The sequence below is a fragment of the Streptomyces sp. AC602_WCS936 genome (assembly GCF_019049125.1).
GTDB lineage: Bacteria > Actinomycetota > Actinomycetes > Streptomycetales > Streptomycetaceae > Streptomyces.
This window is the reverse complement of record NZ_JAGMUF010000066.1, coordinates 62,201-77,844: the sequence shown is the minus strand read 5'-3', so window position 1 is coordinate 77,844 and position 15,644 is coordinate 62,201. Positions and strand designations below refer to the sequence as shown.

16 protein-coding genes are annotated in these 15,644 nt (G+C 73.5%); 7 read left to right on the top strand and 9 right to left on the bottom strand.

Annotation, left to right across the window (positions count from 1 at the left end; all coding sequences use genetic code 11):
• Positions 1–53 precede the first annotated feature (53 nt).
• Together hsaA and KUM03_RS22195 are read left to right on the top strand one after the other, a co-directional pair.
• Complete coding sequence (gene hsaA / locus KUM03_RS22200) at positions 54–1,220, top strand: 3-hydroxy-9,10-secoandrosta-1,3,5(10)-triene-9,17-dione monooxygenase oxygenase subunit (RefSeq protein ID WP_217251030.1); 1,167 nt, start codon at positions 54–56, stop codon at positions 1,218–1,220.
• A 20-nt stretch (positions 1,221–1,240) separates the two neighbouring features.
• Positions 1,241–2,011 (top strand): SDR family NAD(P)-dependent oxidoreductase, encoded by a 771-nt coding sequence (locus tag KUM03_RS22195; RefSeq protein WP_217251029.1) that lies wholly within the window; start codon positions 1,241–1,243, stop codon positions 2,009–2,011.
• Between the two features lie 15 nt (positions 2,012–2,026).
• Here KUM03_RS22195 and KUM03_RS22190 read toward each other — a convergent pair whose 3' ends face one another.
• Genes KUM03_RS22190 through KUM03_RS22170 form a run of 5 tightly spaced genes read right to left on the bottom strand, consistent with a single transcriptional unit; the run spans position 2,027 to position 6,991 of the window.
• Positions 2,027–2,815: an SDR family oxidoreductase gene (locus KUM03_RS22190; RefSeq protein ID WP_217251028.1), complete on the bottom strand. Its 789-nt coding sequence runs from the start codon at positions 2,813–2,815 to the stop codon at positions 2,027–2,029.
• Between the two features lie 41 nt (positions 2,816–2,856).
• Complete coding sequence (locus KUM03_RS22185) at positions 2,857–3,930, bottom strand: acyl-CoA dehydrogenase family protein (protein WP_217251027.1); 1,074 nt, start codon at positions 3,928–3,930, stop codon at positions 2,857–2,859.
• 39 nt (positions 3,931–3,969) lie between these two features.
• Entirely contained in the window at positions 3,970–4,959 is a 990-nt protein-coding gene (locus KUM03_RS22180) for an acyl-CoA dehydrogenase family protein (RefSeq protein ID WP_217251026.1), read from the bottom strand.
• Positions 4,959–6,134, bottom strand: a complete 1,176-nt coding sequence (locus KUM03_RS22175) for an acyl-CoA dehydrogenase family protein (RefSeq protein ID WP_217251025.1) — start codon at positions 6,132–6,134, stop codon at positions 4,959–4,961. The genes KUM03_RS22180 and KUM03_RS22175 overlap by 1 nt, the downstream gene beginning before the upstream one ends.
• Positions 6,134–6,991 (bottom strand): enoyl-CoA hydratase, encoded by an 858-nt coding sequence (locus tag KUM03_RS22170; protein ID WP_217251024.1) that lies wholly within the window; start codon positions 6,989–6,991, stop codon positions 6,134–6,136. The genes KUM03_RS22175 and KUM03_RS22170 overlap by 1 nt, the downstream gene beginning before the upstream one ends.
• Before the next feature lie 45 nt (positions 6,992–7,036).
• Here KUM03_RS22170 and KUM03_RS22165 point away from each other — a divergent pair, with 45 nt between their 5' ends.
• From KUM03_RS22165 to KUM03_RS22150, 4 genes are read left to right on the top strand one after another with little or no spacing between them, the layout of a single operon-like run.
• Entirely contained in the window at positions 7,037–8,203 is a 1,167-nt protein-coding gene (locus KUM03_RS22165; protein ID WP_217251023.1) for an acyl-CoA dehydrogenase family protein, read from the top strand.
• A complete protein-coding gene (locus KUM03_RS22160; RefSeq protein WP_217251022.1) occupies positions 8,200–8,994 on the top strand; it encodes an SDR family oxidoreductase in 795 nt (264 codons plus the stop codon). Before KUM03_RS22165 ends, KUM03_RS22160 begins: the two co-directional genes overlap by 4 nt.
• A 4-nt stretch (positions 8,995–8,998) precedes the next feature.
• On the top strand, positions 8,999–9,592 hold the full coding sequence (locus KUM03_RS22155) for a TetR/AcrR family transcriptional regulator (protein ID WP_217251021.1): 594 nt from the start codon (positions 8,999–9,001) through the stop codon (positions 9,590–9,592).
• Positions 9,593–9,621: 29 nt separating this feature from the next.
• Positions 9,622–10,779: an acetyl-CoA C-acetyltransferase gene (locus KUM03_RS22150; RefSeq protein WP_217251020.1), complete on the top strand. Its 1,158-nt coding sequence runs from the start codon at positions 9,622–9,624 to the stop codon at positions 10,777–10,779.
• A 136-nt stretch (positions 10,780–10,915) separates the two neighbouring features.
• Here KUM03_RS22150 and KUM03_RS22145 read toward each other — a convergent pair whose 3' ends face one another.
• The 4 genes from KUM03_RS22145 to KUM03_RS22130 are packed head-to-tail and all read right to left on the bottom strand — an operon-like array spanning position 10,916 to position 14,416.
• Positions 10,916–11,965: a nitronate monooxygenase family protein gene (locus KUM03_RS22145; protein WP_217251416.1), complete on the bottom strand. Its 1,050-nt coding sequence runs from the start codon at positions 11,963–11,965 to the stop codon at positions 10,916–10,918.
• A 23-nt stretch (positions 11,966–11,988) separates the two neighbouring features.
• Positions 11,989–12,768 (bottom strand): CoA-transferase subunit beta, encoded by a 780-nt coding sequence (locus tag KUM03_RS22140; protein WP_217251019.1) that lies wholly within the window; start codon positions 12,766–12,768, stop codon positions 11,989–11,991.
• The gene (locus KUM03_RS22135) at positions 12,765–13,616 is read right to left on the bottom strand and encodes a CoA transferase subunit A (RefSeq protein WP_217251415.1); all 852 of its coding nucleotides are present in this window, start codon (positions 13,614–13,616) and stop codon (positions 12,765–12,767) included. The genes KUM03_RS22140 and KUM03_RS22135 overlap by 4 nt, the downstream gene beginning before the upstream one ends.
• 14 nt (positions 13,617–13,630) lie before the next feature.
• The gene (locus KUM03_RS22130; protein WP_217251018.1) at positions 13,631–14,416 is read right to left on the bottom strand and encodes an enoyl-CoA hydratase family protein; all 786 of its coding nucleotides are present in this window, start codon (positions 14,414–14,416) and stop codon (positions 13,631–13,633) included.
• A 130-nt stretch (positions 14,417–14,546) separates the two neighbouring features.
• On the opposite strand from KUM03_RS22130, the gene KUM03_RS22125 reads away from it, so the two are divergent.
• Positions 14,547–15,467: an SDR family oxidoreductase gene (locus tag KUM03_RS22125; RefSeq protein WP_217251017.1), complete on the top strand. Its 921-nt coding sequence runs from the start codon at positions 14,547–14,549 to the stop codon at positions 15,465–15,467.
• Positions 15,468–15,644 lie beyond the last annotated feature (177 nt).

The following is a 15,644-nucleotide window of genomic DNA, read 5'->3' as shown; positions in this document are numbered from 1 at the left end:
CGCCGCGACGCGCCGCACGGACACGGCTCGAAGGGCCGCGAGAGGGACGGACGATGGGCAATCAGGTTCTGGAGTCGGTGCGCGCCCTGCTGCCCGGCATCGCCGAGCGGGCCGTGGCCGCGGACGAGGCGCGGCGCATACCGCGTTCCACGGTCCGGGAGCTGACCGAGGCCGGAGTGTTCCGGATGCTGCAGCCGGCCCGCTACGGCGGCCTCGAGAGCGACCCGGTCGACTTCTACCAGGTGGTGCGGGCGATCTCCGCGGTCTGCTGCTCCACCGGCTGGGTGGCGTCCGTCCTCGGCGTCCACCCCTGGCAGCTGGGCCTGTTCCCGCGCCGGGCGCAGGACGACGTGTGGGGCGAGGACCCCGACACCCGCATCTCCTCCTCGTACGCCCCGGTGGGACGGCTCACCCCCGTCGACGGCGGCTACCGGCTCACCGGCCGCTGGAGCTTCTCCTCCGGTTGCGAACACGCCGGCTGGGCACTTCTGGGCGCCCTGGTCGTCGGCGCCCAGGGGCGGCCGGTGGACTTCCTCACCGTCCTGGTGCCCCGGTCCGACTACGCCATCGAGGACGCGTGGGACGTGGTCGGACTGCGCGGCACCGCGAGCAACGACATCATCGTCGAGTCGGCCTTCGTGCCCGGCCACCGGGTGCTGCGCAACTACGAGCAGGCCCAGCTGAAGGTGCCGGGACAGCAGGTCAACAAGGGACCGCTGTACCGGCTGCCGTTCGGGGCGATCTTCACCAGCGCCATCACGGCACCGGTGATCGGCGCCGTAGCGGGCGGCTACGAGTCGTACGTGTCGCTGATGAAGGAGCGGGTGCGGCTCAGCCTGGGCGGCGGCAGGTTCACCGAGGACCCGTTCGCCCAGGTCGCCATCGCACGCGCCGCCTCGGACATCGACGCGACCGTCCGGCAGATGGACGGCAACGTGCGCGAGCTCTTCGAACTCGCCGCCGCCGGCGCGGAGATCCCCATGGAGCTGCGGCTGCGCACCCGCCGCGACCAGGTCCGCGGCACCGAACGCGCCGTCGCCGCCATCGACCTGCTCTTCAAGACCGCCGGCGGCAACGCCCTGCGCCGCGGCAACCCGATCGAGCGGGCCTGGCGCGACGCCCACGCGGGCAGCGTCCACGTCGCCAACGACGTCGAGCGCGCCCTCGCCATGTACGGCCGCGGGGCCTTCGGGCTGACCGTGGAGGACAACCTGGTCTGAGGAACAGAGAGGGGCAAGGCATGCGGCTCGAAGGACGCGTGGCGGTCGTCACCGGCGCCGGCGACGGCATAGGCGCGGCGGTCGCCCGTCGGTTCGCCGCCGAAGGGGCCCGGGTACTGGTCGCGGAGGTGAACGAGGAGACCGGCCGCGCCGTCGCCGACGAGATCGGCGGCCGCTTCCTGCGCACCGACGTCGGTGACAAGGCACAGGTGCTGGCGATGGTCGACTGCGCGGTGCGGGAACTCGGCGGCGTGGACATCCTGGTCAACAACGCCTGGGCGACGACCGGTGAACTCGGCCGGGTCGAGAACAAGACCGACGAGATGCTGGCCCGGGGGCTGGGCATCGGCTTCTACGGGCCCTTCTGGGCGATGCGGGCGGCCTTCCCGCACATGAGGGAGCGAGGGTGGGGGAGGGTCGTCAACATGTGCAGCCTCAACGGCGTGAACGCCCACATGGGCACCCTGGAGTACAACGCCGCCAAAGAGGCCCTGCGCACCCTGACCCGTACCGCAGCCCGGGAGTGGGCCTCCACCGGGGTGGTCGTCAACGCCGTCTGCCCCGGCGCGAAGAGCGCGGCCTTCCGGCGGCGGATGAGCCAGAACCCCGAGCTGGAGAAGCAGGTCGGGGCCATGAACCCCATGGGCCGGATCGGGGACCCCGACCGTGACATCGCCCCCGCCGTGCTGTTCCTCGCCGGCGAGGACGCCCGCTACGTCACCGGCAACACCCTCTTCGTCGACGGCGGTTCGCACATCAACGGCGTCGCCTGGGCCCCCGACCTGCCCTGACCCTCCTCCCTCCCCTCACCCCACTCCGTCGGCGGACCTCGCGGCGAGGTAGCGGGCCGGGAACTCCCCGCCCCCGTGCACCGCGAGGTCCGCCCCGTTGACGTATCCCGCCAGGTCGCTCGCGAGGAACAGGCAGGCGCGGGCGACGTCCCCGGGCACCGCCATCCGCTCCATCGGGATGACGCCGGCCACCGACGCCCCGCCGTCCGCCCCGTAGACGGAGGCCGCGCTCTCGGTGCGGATCAGCCCGGTCGTGATGTGATTGACCCGAACCCCGGGCGCCCACTCCAGCGCCAGCGCCCTGGTGAGGGCCAGCAACCCGGCCTTGGCCGCCGTGTACGCGGCGGTGCCCGGCTGCGGGTCGTGCGCGGAGACGCTGCCGACGTTGACGACCGAGCCGACGCCCGGCTGGGTCCGCATCACTCGGTGGGCCGCCTGCGCCACGTAGAACGGCGCCAGCAGGTTGAGCGCGACGATCTTCTCCACGAAGCGGGGCGAGACGGTCGCCGCGTCGGCGTCCGGGGAGCCGCCCGCGTTGTTGACGAGCACGTCGAGGCGGCCGAAACGCTCCACGGCACTGTCGACGAGCCCAGCCGCCGCCGCGGGATCGCGCACGTCGGCGGGGACGAAGACCGCCTGCCGCCCCCGCGCCGCCGGCAGGGCGGCCGGCTCGTTGCGGCCGCAGACGACGACGTCGGCCCCGGCACCGAGGAACGCCTCGGCGACGGCGGCACCGATGCCCTTGGTGCCGCCGGTGACGAGCGCGACGCGGCCGGTGAAGTCCAGCGGGTTGCCGATGTCCATGTTTCCCGGCCTCTCCGGTCAGTAGGGATACGTGTACGTGTTCAGCGCGAGGTCAGGCCGAGCCCGGCGGCCAGCCGCGCCCGGTGGCGGGCGGGCGCGCCGAACAGCTCGCCCGCCCCGTGCGCCCGCTTGAAGAAGCGGTGCGCGTCGTGCTCCCAGGTGATGCCGATCCCGCCGTGCAGCTGGATCGTCTCGCCTGCCACCGCCGAGAACGCCTCGGAGCACACCGACTTGGCGACGGCGGCGGCCCGCGGCAGCGCCGCCGGGTCCCCGTCGGCGGCGAACGCCGCGCCGAGCGCAGCCGACCGCGCGGACTCCACCTGCACATAGGCGTCCGCGAGCCGGTGCTTGACCGCCTGGAAGGAGCCGATGGGACGGCCGAACTGGACACGGTCGCGGGCGTAGGCGACGGTCGTCTCGAGGCAGCGCTCGGCGGCACCCACCTGTTCGGCGGCGAGCGCCGTGCAGGCCAGGTCCCGTACGTGCGCCAGGGTGCGCTCCGCGTCGCCGTCCACGCCGAGGAGCCAGCCCTCGGCGCCGCTCAGCACCCACCGGGCCAGTCCTCGGGTCGTGTCCATGGTGACGAGGGGTTCGCGGCGCGCCCCGGCGGCGTCCACGGCGACCTCGAAGAGTGAGACGCCGGCCGGCGTGCGGGCCGCGACCAGCAGCACGTCCAGGTGCGGCCAGTCCAGTACGAGCTCCTTGGCCCCGGTGATCCGCCAGGCGCCGCCGGGCGCGGGCACTGCCTCGGCGCGCACTGCCCCCGTGTCCCAGGAGCCGCCCTCGGCCCAGGCCAGGGCGCCCACCGCACGGCCCTCGGCGAGCGGCGGCAGCAGGCGCCCGCAGGCCTCCTTGTCGCCGGAGGCCAGCAGCGCCCCGGCCGTCAGCACCGCCGACCCGAGCAGCGGCAGCGGGCTCAGGGCGCGGCCCAGCTCCTCCATCACCACGTGCACGTCCCGGGCGCCGCCGCCCGCGCCCCCGTACTCCTCGGGCACGGCCAGCCCGGCGACGCCGACCTGCTCGGCCAGCGGCGCCCAGGCCGCCTCCCCCTCGTGCCGGGTCAGCAACGACCGCACGGCCGACCTCAGCTCTTCCTGCTCCTCCGTCAGCCTCATCGGGCTGCTCCCCTCGGTGCGGCGCGCACGCGGCGCGCGTCAGACGGCCAGTACGCGGGCCCGGCAGGCGGCCGGGGTGCCCCAGGCGTCGCGCAGCGGACGGGCCTTGCGCAGCCACAGGGACAGGTCCAGTTCGTCGGTGTAGCCGACCGCCCCGTGCAGTTGGAGGGCCGCCCGGGCGGCCCGGTGGGCGGCCTCGCCGGCGGTGACCTTCGCGGCGGCGATCTCCCGGCCCGCCCGGTCGGCGTCCCCGGAGGCCAGCGCCAGCGCGGCGCCGTGCACCAGTGGCTCGGCGAACTCCAGGGCGATCAGGGTGTCCGCGAGGCGGTGCTTGACGGCCTGGAAGGAGCCGACGGCGACCCCGAACTGGGTGCGCTGCCCGACGTACGCGACGGTGCGGTCCAGCAGCGCGCGGCCCACGCCGAGGCACTGCGCCGCGGTGGCGAGCGCGGCGACGTCGGCCGCGTGGCGCGTCGCGGCGGTCACGGCCGGTCCCGAGGCGAGGACCGCGCCGCCGGACGGCCGGGTCAGTCGCCGCCCCGGGTCGGCCGACGGCTGCACGGGGCCGACACCGTCCGCGACGCGCAAGGTGTCGCCGTCCACGACGAACACCGTGTCGGCCGCGTCGCCGTCCAGGGCGTACGGGCCCCGGTCGGTCAGGCAGAGGGAGGCGACGGTCTTGCCGGAGGCGATGCCGGGCAGGTGGGCGCCGGCGGCGTCGGTGTCGCCGAGCCGGTCCAGCAGGGCGGCCGTCGCGACCGTCTCTACCAGCGGTCCGGGCACGGCGTGCTGGCCCAGTTCGGTGAAGGCGACGGCGAGTTCGAGCGGCAGGACGCCGAAGCCGTCGTACCGGTCCGGCACGGCGAGCGCGAACAGCCCGGCGTTCGCCAGCCGCGCCCAGACGGCCCGCCCGGGACCGTGGTCACCGGCCGCCCAGGACCGCACCACGGCCGGGGTGTCCGACGAGGCGAGCAGCCCGTCGAGGGAGCGGGCGAACTCCCGCTGCTCGGCGTCGAGGAGGAACCGCATCACCGGCGTCCCTTCGGCAGGCCGAGCAGCCGCTCGGCGATGATGTCGCGCTGGATCTCGTTGGTGCCGGCGTAGATCGGTCCGGCCAGGGAGAAGGTGTGACCCTCGGCCCAGACTCCGTGGGCCGGTGACTCGCCCGCGTGGTCGGCGAGTTCGCCGTACGGGCCGAGCAGGTCCAGGGCCGTCTCGTGCAGGGCGATGTCCAGCTCCGACCAGAAGACCTTGTTGAGGCTGGAGGCCGCGCCGGCAGGTCCGTCCTCGCCGTGCAGGATGCGCGAGGCGCCCGCGTAGGAGAACAGCCGGTAGGCGTGGGCGCCGATCACCGCGTCGGCGACCCGGTCGCGCAGCGCGGTGTCGGCCGGATCGCCGTACTCGCGCCACAGCTCGGTCAGCCGGCCGGCGGCGGCCGTGAAGCGGCCGGGGCTGCGCAGGGTGAGCCCGCGCTCGTTGCCGGTGGTGCTCATCGCGACCCGCCACCCCTGGCCGGGTTCGCCGATGACGTCCTCGTCCGGCACGAACACGTCGTCCAGGAAGAGTTCCGCGAAGGCCGGCCTGCCGTCGAGGCGGCCGATGGGCCGCACCGTGACACCCTCGGCGTCCAGCGGGAACATCAGGTACGTCAGTCCGTGGTGCGGCTTCGCCGCGTCCGGGTCGCTGCGGAACAGGCCGAAGGCCCGGTCGGCGAAGGCCGCCCGGGACGACCACGTCTTCTGGCCGCTCAGCAACCAGCCGCCGTCCGTGCGCCGGGCCGTCGACTTCAGCGAGGCCAGATCGGAACCGGACTCCGGCTCGGACCAGGCCTGCGCCCAGATGACCTCGCCGCGCCCCATCGGGGGCAGGATGCGGGCCCGCTGCTCGGGCGTACCGTGCTCGAAGAGGGTGGGGGCCAGGAGGTTGATGCCGTTCTGGCTGACGCGCCCGGGGGCGCCGGCCGCGAAGTACTCCTCCTCGAAGACCAGCCACCGCAGGATCGATTCCCCCCGCCCGCCGAACTCCTCCGGCCAGGACACCACCGACCACCGGCCGGCGGACAGCTCGGCTTCCCACTCCCGGTGCGCGGCGAAGCCCTCGGCGCTCTCCAGGGACGGCAGGGGAGTGGTCGGCACATGGGCGGCGAGCCAGTCGCGGACCTCGGCGCGGAACGTGTCGTCCGCCTCGCTGAAGTCGAGGTCCATCAGCCGCCCGCCTTCTTCATCGCCCGGATGTCCATGCCGCCGAGCGCGTCCGGCGCGGTCTCGGCGTTGTGCGCGTGCGCCAGGTGGTGCAGCCCGAACACCGAGTCCATGCCGGTGTGCAGGCCCTGGAGGTCCTCGGCCTGGTTGACGGCGCGCTTGGTCAGGGCCAGCCCGAGACGCGGCATCTCGGCGATGCGCAGCGCCAGCTCCCGCGTGCGCTCCGGCAGTTCCTCGCGGGGAACGACCCGGTTGACCATGCCGACCTCGTAGGCGCGCCGGGCGCTCATGCGGTCGCCGGTGAAGAGGAACTCCTTGGCGACGCGCGGCGGCATCACCCACGGGTGGGCGAAGTACTCGACACCCGGTATGCCCATCCGCACCACCGGGTCCGCGAAGAACGCGTCCTCCGAGGCGACGATCAGGTCGCACACCCAGGCGAGCATCAGCCCGCCCGCCACGCACGCCCCCTGCACGGAGGCGACGACCGGCTTCGGCAGCTCGCGCCAGCGGCGGCACATGCCGAGGTACACCTCGGACTCGCGGGCGAACCGGCTCTCCGCGCCCTCCTTGTCCGAGTGGTTCCACCACAGCCCCGCCCTGCGCTCGAACGGCAGGTGGGCGTCGCGGCCGGGGGTGCCGATGTCATGGCCGGCGGAGAAGTGCTTGCCCGCCCCGGCCAGGACGACGGTCTTCACCTCGTCGTCCTCGGCCGCTCGGTAGAACGCCCGGTCCAGGGCGTAAGTCATCGCGGAGTTCTGGGCGTTGCGGTACTCGGGGCGGTTCATGGTGACCGTCGCGACCGGGCCCTGCTTCTCGTAGCGCACGGGTTCGCCGGTCTCGTCGTGGGCAGCGGACATCGGCCCTCCTTCCCTAACAAGTGTTTGGTAGATTAACGTAACGGCATGAGCAGCGTCGAGGAGTTCCGCGCCGAGATCCGCGGCTGGCTGGCCGCCAACCTCACCGGCGCCTTCGCCGCCCTGCGCGGCCGCGGCGGCCCGGGTCGTGAGCACGAGGCCTTCGCCGAACGGCTGGAGTGGGAGCGGCACATGGCCGCCGCCGGCTGGACCTGCGTCGGCTGGCCCGAGGAGTACGGCGGCCGGGGCGCGACCATTGACCAGCAGGTCGCCTTCCACGAGGAGTACGCCCTGGCCGAGGCGCCCGCCCGGGTCAACCACATCGGGGAGCAGTTGCTCGGGCCGACCCTGGTGGCCTTCGGCACGCCCGAGCAGCGGGCCCGGTTCCTGCCGCCGATCGTCGCCGCCGAGGAACTGTGGTGCCAGGGCTACAGCGAGCCCGACGCCGGGTCCGACCTGGCGAACGTGCGGACCCGGGCCGAGCGGGACGGCGACCACTGGGTGGTCACCGGACAGAAGATCTGGACGTCACTCGCCCACGAGGCGCAGTGGTGCTTCGTCGTCGCCCGCACCGAACCGGGCTCGCGCCGCCACCAGGGCCTGTCCTACCTCCTGGTCCCGCTCGACCAGCCCGGCGTCGAGGTCCGGCCCATCACCCAGCTGACCGGCACCTCGGAGTTCAACGAGGTCTTCTTCGACGGCGCCCGCACCCACGCCGACCACATCGTCGGCGCCCCCGGCGACGGCTGGCGCGTGGCCATGGCCACCCTCGGCTTCGAACGCGGCGTCTCCACACTGGGCCAGCAGGTCGGTTTCCGGCGCGAACTGGAAACCCTCATCGACCTGGCCCGGCGCAACGGGGCGGCCGACGACCCGCTCGTCCGCGACCGCCTCGCCCGCGCCTGGACGGGGCTGGAGACCATCCGCTGCAACGCCCTGCGCATGCTGGACGGCGTGGCCGCCGGTGCCCCCGGACCCGAGGCGTCCATCGGCAAGATCTTCTGGGCCACCTGGCACCGTGAGCTGGGTGAACTCGCCATGGACGTGTGCGGCGCCGGCGGCCTGCTCGCCGCCGGGGAACCCTACGACCTCGACGACTGGCAGCGGCTGTTCCTCTTCTCCCGCTCCGACACCATCTACGCCGGGTCCAACGAGATCCAGCGCAACATCATCGCCGAACGCGTCCTCGGCCTGCCGAAGGAGAGCCGCCCGTGACCGCGACCCACCAGCCGCCGCCCTACGTACCGGGACACTCCCTCCTGGCCGGCCGCACCGCCGTGATCACCGCCGCTGCCGGCGCCGGGATCGGTGGAGCCACCGCCCGCAGATTCCTGGAGGAGGGCGCCCGCGTCGTCATCGGCGACGCCCACGAACGCCGCCTCAAGGAGAGCGCCGCCGCCCTCGCCGACGAGTTCGGCGCCGACAACGTCGCCGGACTGCCCTGCGACGTCACCGACGAACAACAGGTCGACGCCCTGTTCACGCTCGCCGCCGAACGGCACGGCGGCCTCGACGTCGTCGTCAACAACGCCGGACTCGGCGGCACCGCCGACCTCGTCGACATGACCGACGAACAGTGGTCCAAGGTCCTCGACGTCACCCTCGGCGGCACCTTCCGCTGCACCCGCGCCGCCCTGCGCCGCCTGAAGGAGCAGGGCGGGCCGGGCGTCGTCGTCAACAACGCCTCCGTCATCGGCTGGCGGGCCCAGCGCGGCCAGGCCCACTACGCCGCCGCCAAGGCCGGCGTCATGGCCCTCACCCGCTGCGCCGCCCTGGAGGCCGCCGACTTCGGCGTCCGGGTCAACGCCGTCGCCCCGAGCCTCGCCATGCACCCGCACCTGGTGAAGGTCACCACCCCCGAACTCCTCGCCGAACTCACCGAGCGGGAGGCCTTCGGCCGCTACGCCGAGCCCTGGGAGATCGCCAACGTCATCGTCTTCCTGGCCAGCGGCTACTCCTCCTACCTGACCGGTGAGACCGTTTCCGTCAGCAGTCAGAGAGCATGACCCGATGAGCACCAACTCCGCCGCCGAGCGCCGCGCCGAGATCCTCGCCACCGCCGCCCAGGTCTTCGCCGACCAGGGCTACAACGCCACCACCGTCCGCCGGATCGCGGACGCCGCTGGGCTGCTGGCCGGCAGCCTCTACTACCACTTCGACTCCAAGGAGTCGATGCTCGACGAGATCCTCTCCGCCTTCCTGGACGAACTGTGGGCCGGCTACGACACCGTGCTCGCCGCCGGGCTCGGCCCCCGGGAGACCATCGAGGCCCTCGTCACCGAGTCCTTCCGGCAGATCGACCGGCACGGACCGGCAGTCGCCATCTACCAGAAGGAGTCCAGGCACCTCTCCGCCCAGCCGCGCTTCGCCTACCTCGCCGACTCCCAGGTCAAGTTCGAGGACGCCTGGCTGCGCACCCTGGAGCGGGGCGTCGCCGAGAAGGTCTTCCGCGGCGACCTGGACGTCCGGCTCGTCTACCGGTTCGTGCGCGACACCGTGTGGGTGGCCGCCTCCTGGTACCGCCCCGGCGGCACCCACAGCCCGGAGGAGATCGCCCGCCAGTACCTGTCCATGGTCCTCGAAGGCATCACCCCGCGCAGCTGACACCCCCTGTCCCACATGAAGGAGCAGTCATGGCCGAGGCATACATAGTCGAAGCGGTCCGCACGCCGGTCGGCCGGCGCAAGGGCGGCCTCAGTGCCGTCCACCCCGCCGACCTCGGCGCGCACGTCATCAAGGCGCTCGTCGAGCGCACCGGCATCGACCCGGCCGCCGTCGACGACGTCGTCTTCGGGTGCCTGGACACCGTCGGTCCGCAGGCCGGGGACATCGCCCGCACCGCCTGGCTGGCCGCCGGCCTGCCCGAGGAGGTGCCCGGTACCACCGTCGACCGGCAGTGCGGCTCCTCCCAGCAGGCCGTCCACTTCGCTGCCCAGGGCGTGCTCTCCGGCACCCAGGACCTGGTCGTCGCGGGCGGCACGCAGAACATGTCGATGATCCCCATCGCCTTCGCCAGCCGCCAGGCCGCCGAACCCCTCGGCCTCACCGACGGCCCCTACGCCGGCTCCGAGGGCTGGCGCGCCCGCTACGGCGACGCGCCCGTCAACCAGTTCCACGGCGCCGAACTCATCGCCGAGAAGTGGGACATCAGCCGGGAGGCGATGGAGGAGTTCGCGCTGCGCTCGCACCAGCGGGCCCTGCGCGCCATCGACGAGGGCCGCTTCGACCGCGAGACCGTCGCCTACGGGGACCTCACCACCGACGAGGGGCCGCGCCGTGACACGTCCCTGGAGAAGATGGCGGCCCTGAAGCCGGTCGTCGAGGGCGGCCGGCTCACCGCCGGGGTGTCCTCCCAGGTCTCCGACGGTGCCTCTGCGCTGCTCATCGCCTCCGAACGGGCCGTCGCCGAACACGGGCTCACCCCCCGGGCCCGCGTCCACCACCTGTCGGTGCGCGGCGAGGACCCCATCCGCATGCTGTCGGCCCCGATCCCGGCGACGGCGTACGCGCTGAAGAAGGCCGGGATGTCCATCGACGACATGGACCTGGTCGAGATCAACGAGGCGTTCGCACCGGTCGTCCTGGCCTGGCTGAAGGAGACCGGCGCCGACCCGGACCGGGTCAACGTCAACGGTGGCGCCATCGCGCTGGGCCACCCGCTCGGCGCCACCGGCACCAAGCTGATGACGACCCTGCTGCACGAACTGGAGCGCACCGGAGGCCGCTACGGCCTGCAGACGATGTGCGAGGGCGGCGGCCAGGCCAACGTCACCATCATCGAGCGCCTCTGACCCGTACGACGACCCGTACGACGACTCGTACGACGACTCGTACGACGACTCGTACGACGACTCGTACGACGACTTGTGCGACGACGGCGGAGGGGCGGCCCGGACTCCGGACCGCCCCTCCGCCGTGCGGGGGCCGTCAGCCGGCTTCGGGCAGCGCCTTCAGCGCCGCCCGCGCCTCCTCCATGATCCGCCCGACCAGCTCCGCGCAGGACGGCAGATCATCGATCAGCCCCGCCACCTGCCCGGAGGCCATCACCCCCAGATCGGTGCGGCCCTCGACCATCGACGCCTTCAGCAGCATCGGCGTGTTGGCGGCCAGCAGCACCTGGCCCCACGTCAGGTCCTTGCCGTGCTTCATCGCCAGCCCGTCCCGCACCAGCCGCGGCCAACTGGTCCCGGACTCCTTCCGGAACGCCGACGCGTGCCGCAGCGCCCGCAGCAGCGAGGCCGCGCGGCCCGACCGCTCCAGGGAGTCGACCAACTCGGTGCGCAGCATCCGGTGCGGCAGCCCGTCGACCTTGGTCGTGACGGTGACGTCTTTCACGGACGCGGCCAGGTACTTCTCCTTCACGGCCGCCGGGACGGTGCTGTCGGAGGTGAGCAGGAACCGCGTGCCCATCCCGATGCCGGCCGCCCCGTAGGCCAGCGCGGCCACCAGGCCCCGCCCGTCGCGGAAGCCGCCCGCCGCGATGACGGGGATGCCAACGGCGTCCACCACCTGCGGCAGCAGCACGGACGTGGCCACGTCACCGGTGTGACCGCCGCCCTCCCCACCCTGCACCATCACCGCGTCGGCGCCCCACGCGGCGACCTTCTCGGCGTGCCGCCGGGCGCCCACGGACGGGATGACGACGACGCCCGCGTCCTTCAGACGGGCGATCAGGTCCTTGGACGGGGCGAGCGCGAAGGACGCCACCCGCACCCCCTCCTCGACGATGACCCGCACCCGGTCCACGGCGTCGCCCGCGTCCGCCCGCAGGTTGACACCGAACGGCGCGTCCGTACGGGACTTGACCTCCCGCACGGCGGCCCGCAGCCCCTCCACGCTCATCGTGGCCGAGGCGAGGACGCCGAGTGCCCCCGCGTTGGCGGAGGCGGACACCAGCCGGGGGCCGGCCACCCAGCCCATGCCGGTCTGCACGATCGGGTACCGCACCCCGGTCAGCTCGGTGAGCGCCGTCGGGATCGTCGCCGGCCCCTCCGGCGCGCTCACGCCGGGACCTCCCGCTCCCGCAGTCCCTTCGGGTCGACGACCTCCCGGATCAGCCGCAGCTCCGCTTCGGTGGGCGTGCGGGTGAAAGGGACCTCGTCGGGGACCACCAGCGGGAAGCCGGTGGCCTCGGTGACCTCCTCGACGGTGACCCCCGGATGCAGCGAACGCAGCCGCATCGAGCGGTCCGGGGTCTCGAAGTCGAAGACGCCCAGGTTGGTGACGACGTCGGGGACGCGGTGGTAGCGGGTCGCCGAGGGTCCGGCCGTGGCGGCCCGGTCGTACCCGACGCCGCTGACCATGTCGACGCGCTCCACGAAGACCCGCGCGGAGTGCTTCGGCACCCAGTAACTCGTCGGGTTGTTGACCGTGTTGACTGGCGCCCCGCGCACCCCGAGCAGCTGCCGGGTGGGCCTGGCCCAGTCGCCGATGCAGGAGATGTTCTGGTTGCCGTGGCGGTCGAGCTGACTGGCGCCCATCATCACGTGCCGGCGCCCGCTGGCGGTCAGCGCCAGGTGCTGACGGAACGGCAGCCATCCCTCCACGGCTCCCGGTCGCTGCCCGACCGAGGGCACGTCCGCCATGAGCAGCGCCTCGCCGTCGGTGAGCAGCAGCTCCGGCGAGAAGGTGAGCTTCGCCAGGCGAGCCCCGATGGAAGGGACGGTGCCCATCGGACTGGCGAGGACCTCACCGGCATCGCGCCAGACCTCCGCGCAGGCCACCACGCAGTGCTCGGCGCGGGTCGCGGTGGCGAGACCTGTTCCGGTGGTGGCGCTCATGCTTCCTCCTCCTGGTGGAACGCCGTGACGGCGGCCTGGTAGGCGACCTCGTCGCCGGACAGGAACCGTTCGCGGAACGCCGCCCACTGCTCGGGATCGCGGGCGGCCCGGACGTAGGCGCGCTGGAAGTCCTCGTCCCGGTCGTGGTCGGGCACGCACGAGGTGAAGTGCGCGCCGTTCGGCGTCTCGACCACGCCGTCCACGAACAGGCGCTTCACCAGCAGGGTCTGCGGCCCGTGCTCCTTGAGCAGGTCCGCCGTGTCGACGATCCGTTCGCAGGAGACGTAGGCGTGGTCGGCGGCCTCGCAGAACAGGTCGTCGAAGTACGGGTCGGGGCCCAGGTACTGCCCGTTGCCGTGCCGGTCGGCGCGGTTGAGGTGGACCAGGGCCGCGTCCAGGCGCAGGGCCGGGACCGCGACCAGCTCCTCACCGTCGGCATACGGCGACCGGACGGTGCGCAGCGAGGGATTGACCCGCATCACGTCCGACCCGAGCCCGGCCCGCACCGGCAGGAACGGCAGCCGCTGCGCCCCGGCGGTCAGCCCCCACATCAGCATCGCCTCGTCGTACTCCACCATCTCGAACGCCCCGCGCTGCCGGGCGGCGGTGAAGTGCGGCTCCAACGGTATCGAGTCGAGCGTGCCGAACGCCGCCACCAGCTTGCGGATCTTCCCGGCGGCGGCCAGCAGACCGACGTCCGGGCCGCCGTAGGAGACCACGGTCAGGTCCGTGAGGTCCGAGCGCAGCAACGCCCGTACCAGGGCCATCGGCTTGCGGCGTGAGCCCCAGCCGCCGATGCCGATCGTCATGCCGCTCTCCAGCCGGCCGACGACGTCGTCGGCCGTCATCGTCTTGTCGTCGGTCACGCTCGCTGCTCCTTGTCGGTTCCGGAAGTGCCGGTTCCGGAGGTGTCCGTGCCGAAGGTGTCGCGCACGCGGTCGGCGACCCCGCTGAGGTTGGCCTCGAAGGTGAAGCCCTGCTCGAAGCGGTAGCTGCGGCGCACGTCGACCGGATCGATGCCGTTGATGGCGGCCTTGGCCAGCCGCATCAGGTAGCCGTCCTTGGCGGCGATCTCACCGGCCAGTTCGAGGGCGGCCGCCCGCAGGCCCTCGCGCGGGACGACCCGCCACACCGAGCCGTGCCGGTGCAGCTCCTCGGCCGTCGCGGTGCGTGAGGTGTAGTACAGGACCCGCATCAGGTGCTGAGGGACGAGCCGGGCCAGGTGCGTGGCCGCGCCGAGTGCGCCCCGGTCCAGCTCCGGAAGCCCAAAGGTGGCGTCGTCGCTGGCCACGATCGCGTCCGCGTTGCCCACCAGGCCGATCCCGCCGCCCAGGCAGAAGCCCTGCACGGCGGCAACGACCGGGACTTCGCACTCGTAGACCGCGGCGAACGCCTCGAAGCAGCCCCGGTTGGCGCCGATCAGCGCCCCGTGCCCGTCCGCGCGCTGCATCTCCTTGATGTCGACGCCCGCGTTGAAACCGCGGCCCCCGGCGGCGAGCACCACGCAGCGCACCTTCGGGTCGGCGCCGGCGGCGCGCACCGCCGCGGCCAGGTCGTACCAGCCCTGTACGGGCAGGGCGTTGACCGGAGGGAAGTCCACGGTGACGACGGCCACGCCCTCTTCCGGGACGGAGGTGGAGACACCCATGAGCAGATCAGCTACCTTTCCACCAAACGTTTGTTAGGGCTGAAGGTAGCAGCGATGCCCACGCCGGGGGAGTGCCGTGCCACTGAGCGGTACGGCACCGGCCGCCCGCCCCTTACGGAAGGAACCCGCCATGACTTCACCGTCCGCCTTGTGCGCCGGCCGCGTCGTCGTCGTCACCGGCGCCGGCCGTGGCCTCGGCCGCGCCCATGCCCTCACCTTCGCCGCCGAGGGCGCGAAGGTCGTCGTCAACGACCTCGGCGTCGGCCTCGACGGCTCCGGCGCGGGCGTCGGCCCCGCGCAGCAGGTCGTCGAGGAGATCCGCGCGGCGGGCGGCGATGCCGTCGCGCACGGCGGCGACATCGCCACGTCGGACGGCGCGGCCTCACTCGTCGCCACCGCGCTCGACTCCTTCGGCCGGCTCGACACCCTCGTCAACAACGCGGGGTTCCTGCGCGACCGGATGCTGGTGAACCTGGACGAGGACGACTGGGACGCGGTGATGCGCGTCCACCTCAAGGGGCACTTCCTGCCGCTCAAGCACGCGGTGGCGCACTGGCGCGCCGAGGCCAAGGCGGGCCGCGTCCCCGCCGCCCGCGTGGTCAACACCGCCTCCGGAGCGGGCCTGCTGGGCAGCGTCGGCCAGGGCAACTACTCCGCCGCCAAGGCCGGCATCGTCGGCCTGACCCTGGTCGCCGCCGCCGAAATGGGCCGGTACGGCGTCCAGGTCAACGCGATCGCCCCGGCCGCGCGCACCCGGATGACGGAGGAGACCTTCGCCGAGACCATGGCGGCGCCCGGTGAGGGAGCCTTCGACGCGATGGCCCCGGACAATGTCTCGCCGCTCGTCGTCTGGCTGGGCTCGGCGGCGTCCGCCGGCGTGACCGGCCGGGTCTTCGAGGCCGAGGCGGGCCGGATCACGGTGATGGAGGGCTGGCGCCCCGGCCCCACCGCCGACAAGGGCGCCCGCTGGAGCCCGGCCGAGGCGGGGGAGGCGGCACTGAAGCTGCTGGCCGACGCGGAGACACCCCAACCGGTGTACGGGGCGCGCTGACCCGGCCTCGGCGGGGTCCTGCCGACCCGTGCCGGGCGGGTCCCGGGCCCCGCCGGTCCCGGAGCGGCGGCCGGGCGGAGCCTCACGGACCGCGGGGCGGGCACGGCCTCGACCCTCCCGGCGGCCGGTACAGGGCTCCGCCCGCACGCGCGGCGGGGGAGGGGGCGGGAGCGGCCG

Coding starts and splice junctions, on each gene's coding strand:
- KUM03_RS22125 (WP_217251017.1), top strand. CDS start 14,547: ATGACTTCACCGTCCGCCTTGTGCGCCGGCCGCGTCGTCGTCGTCACC.
- KUM03_RS22155 (WP_217251021.1), top strand. CDS start 8,999: ATGAGCACCAACTCCGCCGCCGAGCGCCGCGCCGAGATCCTCGCCACC.
- KUM03_RS22180 (WP_217251026.1), bottom strand. CDS start 4,959: ATGCGGTTCCTCCTCGACGCCGAGCAGCGGGAGTTCGCCCGCTCCCTC.
- KUM03_RS22130 (WP_217251018.1), bottom strand. CDS start 14,416: ATGGGTGTCTCCACCTCCGTCCCGGAAGAGGGCGTGGCCGTCGTCACC.
- KUM03_RS22170 (WP_217251024.1), bottom strand. CDS start 6,991: ATGTCCGCTGCCCACGACGAGACCGGCGAACCCGTGCGCTACGAGAAG.
- KUM03_RS22185 (WP_217251027.1), bottom strand. CDS start 3,930: ATGAGGCTGACGGAGGAGCAGGAAGAGCTGAGGTCGGCCGTGCGGTCG.
- KUM03_RS22190 (WP_217251028.1), bottom strand. CDS start 2,815: ATGGACATCGGCAACCCGCTGGACTTCACCGGCCGCGTCGCGCTCGTC.
- KUM03_RS22140 (WP_217251019.1), bottom strand. CDS start 12,768: ATGAGCGCCACCACCGGAACAGGTCTCGCCACCGCGACCCGCGCCGAG.
- KUM03_RS22175 (WP_217251025.1), bottom strand. CDS start 6,134: ATGGACCTCGACTTCAGCGAGGCGGACGACACGTTCCGCGCCGAGGTC.
- KUM03_RS22195 (WP_217251029.1), top strand. CDS start 1,241: ATGCGGCTCGAAGGACGCGTGGCGGTCGTCACCGGCGCCGGCGACGGC.
- KUM03_RS22150 (WP_217251020.1), top strand. CDS start 9,622: ATGGCCGAGGCATACATAGTCGAAGCGGTCCGCACGCCGGTCGGCCGG.
- KUM03_RS22165 (WP_217251023.1), top strand. CDS start 7,037: ATGAGCAGCGTCGAGGAGTTCCGCGCCGAGATCCGCGGCTGGCTGGCC.
- hsaA (WP_217251030.1), top strand. CDS start 54: ATGGGCAATCAGGTTCTGGAGTCGGTGCGCGCCCTGCTGCCCGGCATC.
- KUM03_RS22135 (WP_217251415.1), bottom strand. CDS start 13,616: ATGACGGCCGACGACGTCGTCGGCCGGCTGGAGAGCGGCATGACGATC.